Origin of the sequence: Streptomyces malaysiense (assembly GCF_000980885.2) — a bacterium.
Taxonomy (GTDB): domain Bacteria; phylum Actinomycetota; class Actinomycetes; order Streptomycetales; family Streptomycetaceae; genus Streptomyces; species Streptomyces malaysiense.
Map to the genome: position 1 here is coordinate 47,006 of NZ_LBDA02000041.1, position 8,483 is coordinate 55,488.

An 8,483-nucleotide genomic window follows, 5' to 3' on the forward strand; every position below is an offset into this window, starting at 1 on the left:
GGATACTCCTGTGACCACGGAAACCACCCCCGCCCTCTCCGCGACGATCCCGGCCCCGGCGACCCCCTACCAGGAGGACATCGCCCGGTACTGGAACAACGAGGCGAGGCCGGTGAACCTGCGTCTCGGCGACGTGGACGGCCTCTACCACCACCACTACGGGATCGGCGCCGTCGACCACGCCGCGCTCGGCGACCCGGAGCACCGCGAGTACGAGAAGAAGCTCGTCGCCGAACTGCACCGGCTGGAGTCCGCCCAGGCGGAACTGCTCCTCGACCACCTCGGTGCCGTCACCGGCGAGGACACCCTCGTCGACGCCGGCTGCGGACGCGGCGGCTCCATGGTGATGGCCCACCGCCGCTTCGGCTGCCGGGTCCAGGGCGTCACCCTCTCCGAGACGCAGGCCGAGTTCGGCAACGGTCGTGCGCGGGACCTCCGTATCCAGGACCATGTCCGCTCCCACGTCTGCAACATGCTGGACACCCCCTTCGAGAAGGGCAGCGTCGCCGCCTCGTGGAACAACGAGTCCACGATGTACGTCGACCTGCACGACCTGTTCGCCGAGCACTCCCGCTTCCTCAGGGTGGGCGGCCGCTACGTGACGATCACCGGATGCTGGAACCCGCGTTACGGCCAGCCGTCCAAGTGGGTCTCGCAGATCAACGCCCACTTCGAGTGCAACATCCACTCCCGTCGCGAGTACCTGCGCGCCATGGCCGACAACCGGCTCGTTCCGCAGACGATCACCGACCTGACCCCCGACACCCTGCCCTACTGGGAGCTGCGGGCCACCTCGTCCCTGGTCACCGGCATCGAGGAGGCCTTCATCGAGTCCTACCGCGACGGCTCCTTCCAGTACGTCCTGATCGCCGCCGACCGCGTCTGACCCCGGTCGGCCCCGCAGCCGGCAGCGCGGACGGCGACCCGTGCGCCGCCCCGCAGGCCCCGCCCCCGACCGCACCACCGCACGGTGCTCGGCGCGGCACGGCTCTACCCGGACCGCCGCCCGGCCCTTCGTCTCCAGGGCCGGGCGGCGGTCGGGAGGCCCGGCGGGGCAACCAGTCGGACCACTCGCTTGTCCTAGACGGCATGATCAACGTACGCGCGCGGCGCACCCTGGCAGCCTCCACACTCGTCGTGTCCTTGACGGCACTCTTGATTTCCTGCTCCGGCGGCTCGGACACGGCATCGAGCGATACGTCCTCGCCCTCCCGGGGCATCCGCACGACGGCCCCGGCCACCACGGCCGGGGAGCCGTCCGCCGCGACCACGACGGCCCCGGCACAGGCTCCGGAGAAGGTCCGCGACGCCTTCGCCGGACTTCAGGCCACGTACAACGACGGCTGCACGACCCCCGGGAACTGCGAGTACTTCCTGGGACGGCTCCACGACGAACTAGCCCGCCTCGACAAGGCGATGAGAGCGGACCCCCAGGGACCGGGGCACTTCAAGGAACCCCTCGCCTGGCTCGCGAAACTGCTTCACGAAGTGGGCGACGACACCTCCTTCGACAACCTCAAGAAGCACCAGGACCAGCTCACCGGAACACGGGACAAGATCAACGCCTGGATGCAGGGCCATCCCGAGGACTACCGCTGAGCAGCGGCAGCGGCAGCCGTGGGGGAGGGCTCGTCCCCCCCACACACGGTGAACCGCGGGTCCCGACTCCCGCGACCCGTCAACAGCGTGATGCGGTGCACCACCGTCCCGCCCTGCCGCTCCTTGGTGGTGAGCCCGGCCCCGGCCAGGATGCCGGCGTGCTGGCTGGCGGTGGCCGCAGAGACACCGAGAGCGGCCGCCAGTCCGGTGGTGCTCAGGGGGCCGTCCGCCGCCAGGGTGCAGAGCGCGGCGGCCCGGGTCCGGCCCAGCAGGTTCGTCAGCGCGGACGGCGGGCTGACCTTGTCGTCCATGAGCAGCCGCCGGTCGCCGGGTATCGGGTAGATGAGCACGGGCTGCTCCCTCGGGGCTTCGAAGCCGGCGATCACCAGCCGCCCGGACGCGAAGACGGCCGGCTGGAGCAGCAGACCGCGCCCGCCCAGGTCGACCTCGGTGAGGCAGGGCGACATCGGCAGGGACAGCACGCGCCGCCGCCACCGGACGTCCGGGTGCAGCGTGGCCAGCACCTCGTCCAAGCCACCGGTGGCCAGCTGCCGTGCCCGACAGCGGAGTTCAGCCCTCACCAGCAGGTCGATCCGCTCCCGGTAGGGAGTGATCGCCGCCGCCTGGTACTCCGCCGTCAGGTCGCCGAGCAGCACCCGCGCCCTGCGGTCCCCGGCTGCCAGATCCCGGGCGAACGGAGTCAGCCCGCGCAGGCGGCCCAGCCCGCTCAGATACTCGCGGCCGGTCCGGTCCAGACCGCCCGCCGTGGCCTCGGCCGTGTCCCGGCCGTCCTGCCGTACGGTCAGGAACTCCGGCAGGTCCGTCGCCGAGAACAGGTCGAACAGCATCGCCGAGCGCGGCCGCCAACGCCTGCCGAGTTGCTCGCGCCACTGCCCGAGCCCGCCGTCGGACCGGCGGGTCGCCAGCATGTGGAGGCTCAGCACCAGTTCCGAGGACATGTCCGCGGCCGGCGCGATCCGGGTGCGCGCCAGGTCCTGACCGGTGAAGCGGATCTTCAGCACCGTCCGATCCTGCGCCCGCGGCCGGCCCGCCACAAGGGATTCGACCAGGGACGAAACCCTGGCTCCGGACGCCCTCGCCGACGCATCGTCATCGACAGCTGAACCAGAACGGCCGAGCGGCGGACGAGGGAAGTTCCGCCGCGGCGCCGACAACCGCGCGATCCCAAGGAGAGACAACCACCATGCGTACGCACACCTGGACCCGCCGCACCGCCGCCCTCACCCTGGGCGCGGCCGCCGGCCTCGCCCTGACCGTGGGTTCCGCCAGCGCCGCCGGCAACCTCGCGACGGGCAGCACCGGCCCCGCCGTCGTCTGCCTCCAGCGCGCCCTCGACGACGTGGACGGCGCCGGCCTCGGCCAGGACGGTCAGTTCGGCACCCTCACCCGCAACGCCGTCGTGCACTTCCAGAGCGAGCACGGCCTGAGCGCGGACGGTGTCGTCGGCCCGAACACCGGCGCCGCCGTCAAGAACGCCGTCAGCCAGGCCTACTACGCCGCCCACCGCGCCAACGATCCCTCCCAGGTGGAACTCGGCAACTGGACCTCCACCTGCAGCAGCCTGCTGCCGGGCTGACCCCGGAGCGGAGCCGGGGCCGGCACCGGGGGGTGCCGGCCCCGCCCCGACGGATCGCGGGGCAGGTCCCAGGACATCGCGAAGCCGGCGACGTACGTGCCGGCGGGTGGGACCCGCCCTCGCCCCGGCCGCACCGGCCGTTGGTAACGTGCGTGGTTCGCGATGTGATCGATCGGAGGGCGCGGTGGCCACTGAGGTCGTCGTCAGGGCGGGGCTCGGATACGGGCCCGGTGGCAAGCTCCTGGACGTGTACCAGCCCGCGCAGGCGTCGGAGCCGGTACCCGCCGTGCTGCTCTGGCACGGCAGCGGCCCCGACGAACGGGACGTTCTCGCACCGGTCGCCCGCGCCGTCGCCGAGCGGGGCGCCGTCGTACTGGTCCCGGACTGGCGTCCCGACGCTCCGGACGCGGGGCGCGCGCACCTGATCGAGTCGGCCTCCTTCGTACGGCGGAACGTGGCCGAGTTCGGCGGGGACCCCGAGCGGATCGTGCTCGCCGGCTGGTCCCGGGGCGGCAAGGCGGCGGTGGGTGTCGCGCTGAACCCGGAGGCGTTCGACGGCTGGAGGCCACGAGCCGTCGCGGGGATCGCGAGCGCGTACGCCACGGCCGCCCCGTCCACCGGAACCGTCCCGATCGAGGACCTCCGCCGGAACGGCTGCGCGCTGCCGCCGGTACCGGTGTGGCTGGTGCACGGCACCGCGGACCCGGTCGTGGACATCGAGCGTTCACGCGAGTTGCGCACGGCGCTGGAGGAGCACGGCCGGCCGGTATCCCTCGACGAGCTCGCGACCGATCACGCCGGCGTCATCATGACCGAGTTCGTCCCCGGGCGTCAGCGCTGCCTGCCGAGCACCGCCGACCACGCCGTCGAGGCGGGATCGCGGACCGCCGACGTACTGGCCCGCGCAGCGGGAATCACCGTCCCGGGCGCGAGCCCCGGTCGCTGAGCACCTGATCTCCCCCCGCGCTCCGCGGAGTCGGTGTCCAGCGAAGGCCGGCGGGCGGCGGATGGCCGAATGGCACCGCTGCCGACGGGCGGACCGGCACAGTGGCCCCATGACGAGACCAGACGCCAAGGCCGACCTCCGTCTCTACCTCCAGTCCGCCCGGGACGCGCTGCTGTGGAAGCTCGAAGGGCTCTCGGAGTACGACGCCCGCCGCCCGCTCACCCCCACCGGCACCAACCTCCTCGGCCTGGTGAAGCATGTCGCCAGTATGGAACTCGGCTATCTGGGCGATGTTTTCGGACGTCCGTCCGGTGAGCCGCTGCCCTGGCTGGCCGAGGGAGCCGAGCCGAACGCGGACATGTGGGCCACCGCCGACGAGTCGCGGGCGTTCGTCGTGGAGCTCTACCACCGGGCGTGGGCGCACGCGGACGCCACGATCGAGGCGCTGGCGCTCGACGCGACCGGCAGGGTGCCGTGGTGGCCGGACGGCAGGAACGAGCTGACGTTGCACCGCGCCGTCGTCCATGTGATCGCCGAGACGGAACGGCACGCCGGACACGCCGACATCGTCCGTGAACTCGTCGACGGCGCCGCCGGACTGCGCCGCGGCAACGACAACATGGCCTCGGACGACCCGGCGTGGTGGGAGGACTACCGCGGCCGCCTGGAGCGCGCGGCCCGGGACGCCGAGCGGGACACGACACCGCGGACCTGAGGGGGCCGATCGGCCCACACGCCCTTCCCCGCCGACTTCGCGTCAAGGTCGGGCGGTCTCACGCGGCCGGTGGACGAAGAAGGGCCGACCCGAACGGCGGAGAGGGCAGGATTCGAACCTGCGTGGACCCCTGGGGGTCCGACCTCGAGGCGTGCTCGCCGGTCCCCGATCAACCACTCCGGGCACCTCTCCTCGCTCCCGGCTCCCCGTCGGTCCCGAGTGCCGTTCACATGAACAAGACTGACAGGGACGCCTGATGTGCGGCTGACACGTCCCTGACGTGGTGGTGTCAGGTGGTGCGCGTCGCGTGTTCGGCCGGCACGCGCGGGCGCTGTCGCCGCCGTCGATGATCCCCGTGGAACTTCAGCACGACGGTGCGGGTGAAGGGCTGGCAGGCCGCCTGCACGGGGATGGTGCCGCAGGACCACCTGGACGCGCTCACGGTCGCCGAGGACGCCCGCCAACGGCGTGAGATGTTCGAGCGCGCCCCGGACACGGTGCTGAACCTCGTCGCCGAAGTGGGCGGCACCGTCGTCGGCTGGGCCGCCCTGGGCCCCTCCCGTGAGGACGACCGCGAACCTCAGGACGGCGAGCTCCTCGCCCTCTACGCCTCCCCCGACCGCCTGGGCACCGGCATCGGCAAGGCCCTGATGCGGCAGGCGCCGGCCGCCGCCCGGGAACGCTCCTTCCGCCGGCTCGTCCTCTGGGTGCTCGCCGCCAACACCAGGGCCCGGCGCTTCTACGAGCGAGCCGGCTTCCTGCCGGACGGCGGCTCCTCGGACTGGCCGGTCAGCGGCGTTCTGGTGCCGGAGGTCCGGCTCGGCAGGGACGTGACGCCGCTGGACGCGATGGCCGACTGACCTCTCCGCGGCCCTGACTTTTCTGAGGGCCGCCGGCACGGCCGGGAGCGGTCGCCGGGGCCAGGCCCGGACGCCCAGGCGCCGCTACTGGCGCGAGAGATGCATCCGCAGCTCACTGTCCGCATCGGTGATCAGATTGCCGGAGAGGTCGACGATCACGGTGTGCAGCAGGCCGGTGAACCGGAAGGGCGGCGCGTAGTCCGGAGTCACCGCGGATCCCGGATTCGCGCCACAGGTCATGCCGCCGGGGTTGAACATGACCGCCGTGGTGACCGGGATGCCGGCCTCACCCACGAGGCGCCGGTCGATGTACAGCTGCGCGCGGCCCGGCACGCCCTTGCCCTCGGCGACATCGGGCTCTCCGGCGGGCTCGAACTCCACACGCAGTTCGTGCCGGCCTGTGGGTACCTTCTCGGCGGAGGAGACGGTGTACAGAGCACGCCGCAGGTAGTTGTGCGCGTAGTGCAGCTTGTGGTCCTTCATGTAGAAGGTGAAGCCGCCGACGTTCGTGCCCTGGCACAGGAAGACACCTTCCGCGCCGCCGGCCGGGATCTCGGCGTCGGCCGTGATGGTGAAGGGCCGGTTGAGTACGCGGGGCGCGACCGCGGCCGGCATGGTCTCGGTGCCGGGGCGGAAGGTGTAGCTGCTGCGCGCGGCGAAGATCTGCGGTCGCTCCTGCATCAGCCGCTGCACACCGCTGCCGTCGATGGGGAGGACGCCGTACTTCCCCGCCTCCGTGTACCAGAGCGACACCATCTCGGTCAGCTTCGCCCGTTCCCCGTCCGCGAGGTCCTCGGTCTCCGCGAAGTCCTCGTCGATGTGGTACAACTCCCAGCCCTCGGCGTCCAGATCGCTCAGCGTCCGAGAGGTGATGGGGGAGCCGAAGGGCTTGCCCGCCTCCTTGAAGGACGGGCCGGGCCAGGGGCACACCGCGCGCCAGCCGTCGTGGTCGATGGCGCGGTGCCCCATCATCTCGAAGTACTGGGTGCGGTGGCGCGTCGGTGCGGAGGCGTCGTCGAAGGTGTGGGCGAAACTCAGGCCGTGCATGGGCGACTGCGCCACGCCTTTGATCGTGGCCGGGGGTTCGACGCCGATCACATCGAGCACAGTGGGCACCATGTCGATGATGTGGGCGTACTGGGTGCGGATCTCACCGCGGGCCTTGATCCCGCTGGGCCAGTGGACGAGGAAGGGATCACTGGCGCCGCCCCGGTAGGTCTCCCGCTTCCACCGGCGGAAGGGAGTGTTGCCCGCCCAGGTCCAGCCCCACGGGTAGTGGTTGAACGTCGTCGGTCCACCGATCTCGTCGATGGAGCGGAGGCTGTCCTCGATGGGCTCGGGGGCGTTGTTGAAGAACTGCGACTCGTTCGTCGTGCCGGTGACCCCGCCCTCGGGACTGGCGCCGTTGTCCGACACCAGCATGATCAGGGTGTTGTCGAACTCGCCGGACTCCTTGAGGAAGTCCAGCAGCCGCCCGATGTGGTGGTCGGTGTGGCTCAGGAAACCCGCGTACACCTCCATCATGCGCGCCGCGAGACGACGGGCGTCGGGCGACAGCGAGTCCCACTCGGGTACGTCGGGGTCGTGCCGGGAGAGCCGCGCGTGGGGTGGTGCGACTCCCCGTTCCTTCTGCCGGGCGAAGGCCGCCTCGCGGTAGGCGTCCCAGCCCTCGTCGAACTGGCCGCGGTAGTGGTCGGCCCACTCCCTGGGCACGTGATGCGGGGCGTGCGTGGCACCGGGGCAGAAGTACAGGAAGAACGGCTTGTCCGGGGCCACCTGCTTGGCGTCGGCGATGAACGAGATGGCCTTGTCCACGAGATCGGGGGTCAGATGGTAGCCCTCTTCCGGCGTCGCGGGCGGCTCGATCTGGTGGTTGTCGTAGACCAGGTCCGGGTGCCACTGGCTGGTGTCGCCGCCGAGGAAGCCGTAGAACCGGTCGAAGCCCCGGCCCAGCGGCCAGCGGTCGTAGGGTCCGGCGGCGGACTCGTACTCCGAGGGCACCAGGTGCCACTTGCCGATCATGTACGTGTTGAAGCCCTGTGCCACGAGGATCTCGGAGATGAAGCCGTTCTCGAACGGGATACGGCCGTTGTACCCCGGGTATCCGGTGGAGAATTCGGTGACCAGGGCCATGGCGTTGGCGTGGTGGTTGCGTCCGGTGACGATGCAGGAGCGCGACGGGGAGCACAGAGCCGTCGTGTGCATGTTGTTGTACAGCAGCCCGTTCGCGGCCAGTGAGTCCATGTTGGGTGTCGCCATCGGGCCGCCGTAGCAGCCGAGTTGTCCAAAACCGGTGTCGTCGAGCGCGACGAACAACACGTTCGGCGTCCCCGTAGCGGCCCGAACCGGCTCCGGCCAGGCCGGGGTCGACTCGTCGGCGGTACGCCCGATCACACCCGGGAAGGCAGTTCCCGGCCTGTACTCTTTCGTCGTCATCTACCTGGTCCTCCGTCCGAGCCGGACCAGCGGGCTGACGCCGGCGCCCGGCACGCTCGCCCCCCTCGTCCGGCGGGAAGTGACCCACGAGCATTCGCTCGACACGAGAGGTGGCAGCGGCCCGATTCAGGTTTGGTTCCGGCGACCACCCCCATGGGGCGCGCAGAGCCGCGCCGCGCGCACGGGCGGGGCCGAGTTCCAGTGCGGGACGTCGCGCAGGGCGAGCCGGCACCTGCCGTTCGGGAACGGACGCCTCGGACCGGCTGGTGCGTCATCACTGGCACCTTTGTTTTAGCCATCGCCATTTTAGAAGCTGTTGTCTTTCCGGAC

Annotated in this window: 8 protein-coding genes and 1 pseudogene; 6 read left to right on the forward strand and 3 right to left on the reverse strand. The window is 71.2% G+C overall.

Features of this window, described 5'->3' with window-relative positions; genetic code table 11:
- The first annotated feature begins 10 nt into the window (after positions 1-10).
- Together VT52_RS18785 and VT52_RS18790 are read left to right on the forward strand one after the other, a co-directional pair.
- Positions 11-886 carry a geranyl diphosphate 2-C-methyltransferase gene (locus VT52_RS18785; RefSeq protein ID WP_046428759.1) on the forward strand — a complete coding sequence of 292 codons (876 nt, stop codon included), beginning with the start codon at positions 11-13 and terminating at the stop codon, positions 884-886.
- A 203-nt stretch (positions 887-1,089) separates the two neighbouring features.
- The gene (locus tag VT52_RS18790; RefSeq protein WP_046428756.1) at positions 1,090-1,599 is read left to right on the forward strand and encodes a hypothetical protein; all 510 of its coding nucleotides are present in this window, start codon (positions 1,090-1,092) and stop codon (positions 1,597-1,599) included.
- On the opposite strand, the gene VT52_RS18795 is transcribed toward VT52_RS18790, so the two are convergent.
- Positions 1,590-2,621 carry an ArsR/SmtB family transcription factor gene (locus VT52_RS18795; RefSeq protein ID WP_053055750.1) on the reverse strand — a complete coding sequence of 344 codons (1,032 nt, stop codon included), beginning with the start codon at positions 2,619-2,621 and terminating at the stop codon, positions 1,590-1,592. The genes VT52_RS18790 and VT52_RS18795 overlap by 10 nt on opposite strands.
- 182 nt (positions 2,622-2,803) lie before the next feature.
- Between VT52_RS18795 and VT52_RS18800 the strand changes: the two genes are divergently transcribed.
- From VT52_RS18800 to VT52_RS18810, 3 genes are all read left to right on the forward strand, one after another.
- On the forward strand, positions 2,804-3,196 hold the full coding sequence (locus VT52_RS18800; RefSeq protein WP_053055749.1) for a peptidoglycan-binding domain-containing protein: 393 nt from the start codon (positions 2,804-2,806) through the stop codon (positions 3,194-3,196).
- A 184-nt stretch (positions 3,197-3,380) separates the two neighbouring features.
- Positions 3,381-4,142, forward strand: a complete 762-nt coding sequence (locus VT52_RS18805) for an alpha/beta hydrolase (RefSeq protein ID WP_046428754.1) — start codon at positions 3,381-3,383, stop codon at positions 4,140-4,142.
- 109 nt (positions 4,143-4,251) lie between these two features.
- Positions 4,252-4,857: a DinB family protein gene (locus tag VT52_RS18810; RefSeq protein ID WP_046428751.1), complete on the forward strand. Its 606-nt coding sequence runs from the start codon at positions 4,252-4,254 to the stop codon at positions 4,855-4,857.
- A gap of 97 nt (positions 4,858-4,954) precedes the next feature.
- Here VT52_RS18810 and VT52_RS38020 read toward each other — a convergent pair.
- Positions 4,955-5,049: pseudogene (locus tag VT52_RS38020) on the reverse strand.
- Positions 5,050-5,237: 188 nt separating this feature from the next.
- On the opposite strand from VT52_RS38020, the gene VT52_RS18815 reads away from it, so the two are divergent.
- Positions 5,238-5,717 (forward strand): GNAT family N-acetyltransferase, encoded by a 480-nt coding sequence (locus VT52_RS18815; RefSeq protein ID WP_240509808.1) that lies wholly within the window; start codon positions 5,238-5,240, stop codon positions 5,715-5,717.
- An 84-nt stretch (positions 5,718-5,801) separates the two neighbouring features.
- On the opposite strand, the gene VT52_RS18820 is transcribed toward VT52_RS18815, so the two are convergent.
- Complete coding sequence (locus tag VT52_RS18820; RefSeq protein WP_240509809.1) at positions 5,802-8,036, reverse strand: arylsulfatase; 2,235 nt, start codon at positions 8,034-8,036, stop codon at positions 5,802-5,804.
- Positions 8,037-8,483 lie beyond the last annotated feature (447 nt).